Source organism: Herbaspirillum lusitanum P6-12 (assembly GCF_000256565.1).
In the GTDB taxonomy this organism is placed as follows: Bacteria; Pseudomonadota; Gammaproteobacteria; order Burkholderiales; family Burkholderiaceae_D; genus Herbaspirillum; species Herbaspirillum lusitanum.
On sequence record NZ_AJHH01000028.1, the window covers coordinates 1 to 1,552 of the forward strand.

Consider the following 1,552-nt stretch of genomic DNA (forward strand, 5'->3'; position numbering starts at 1 on the left):
GCATGCGCGGTGGCGACGCGGATGCGGTCGGCGCGTGTATGGCGCAGGATGTTGGCGATGCTCTCCTGCACGATGCGCAAAATATGCAAGGCGCTGGACGGCTCCAGCCAGTCCAGCGTCGGCAGTTCCTGAACTTCCCACACGAGCGCGATGTCGGTGCCTTCCAGGCGCGGCTCCAGGCGGAAGCGCAAGGTCGCCAGCAACAACAGCAGATCCGCCTCCACCGGCTCCATGGAATCGATGGTCAGCTTGAGGTCGTCGAGGCAATCCTTGAGGATTTGCGACACCTTCACATCGCTGACGCCGCCGTGTTCCACCGAACGGATCGCGCTGATCAGCGTTGAGCCGAGGCCGTCGTGCATATCCTGCATGAGGCGCTGGCGCTCGTCGCTGATGGTTTGTCGCAGAGCAGCTTCGCGCAGGCGCCGGTGGGTCTGCCCGAGCTCATGCTCGCGTGCTTCGAGGCGTTGCGCCAGACCGGCGTTGACCAGTTCGACTTCAGCAATGGCGTTGACGTAGCGGCGATACATCAGCGTGCCGAACATGGCGAAGGTGACGGCGTTGGTGTAGGCGCCCAGGAACCAGCCTTCCGGACTGACGACGTTGTTGTGCAGCAGCCAGTCGGACATGCCCAGCAAGGTCGATACGCCGACTCCGAGCGTCAGCAGCAAGCCTTCGCGGGAACGCTTCCAGGAGCAGACGCCGCCCGCAACGCTGACCGTAACGCCCATCAGCACCGCAATTGCATACGCCAGCGGCACCAGCAGCGAGGTGCTCGGAAAGACCGGCAACACGCCCAGCACCGGCAACGACAGGATGCTGATCGTCAGCGTGATGCCGACGATGGCGCGCGTAAGCCGGCGCAGCGGACGGCCGTGCAGCTGGCAGAGGAAAAGGTGGATCACCGTGAGCAGCCAGAACAAGGCGTTGGCGGTTAGCCAGGCGAACCAGTCGACCACGATGGGCAGACTGACGTAGTAATGCAGATGTCCAACGAAAGAGACTGCCGCCAGATTGAAGAACAGCAGGTAGCCGGTCTCATGCCGGCGTCGGAACCAGACGAACAACGCGAAAATTCCAACCACCATGAAGGCGGCGCTGAGCGTGGCCGGCAATTCCCGTTGCAGCCACTGGCGCAGGTAATAACGCCCCTGCAAGACCTCGGCGGGACCCAGCCAGAGCGTCGACAAGCCTACCGGCGTTTCCGGCGCGTGCTCCACGCGAATCAGGATTTCCTTCAGCGGCGCGCCGTCGGCGGCCTGATCCGGCAAGATCCATAGCGGCGTGAACAGACTGTTCCACAACTGGCCGCGTTGTTGCGCACGATGCACGAGGCGACCGTTGAGGTAGACCGCGACGGTGCCGTCGGTCTTGATGCGGCTGGCATAGAGCGCGAGCGGTGCGGCCGGTGTATCGGCATCGGCCGGGATAGGCCGGCCGGCAAGCGCAAAGCGCATCCAGGTGGTGCGCACGGTGAGAGCGGGGGAGGCGAGTGCGGGTAGTGGCGTGACTGGTAGCGCCGACGGCAAGCTGGCCTGGCGCCATGACGGCG

Annotated in this window: 1 protein-coding gene; it reads right to left on the bottom strand. The window is 64.4% G+C overall.

All coding sequences use genetic code 11. The annotated features are described in order from the left end of the window. Positions 1-1,552, bottom strand: a 1,552-nt coding sequence (locus HLUSI_RS0101180; protein ID WP_029362979.1) for a sensor histidine kinase, incomplete at both ends; no start/stop codon positions are given.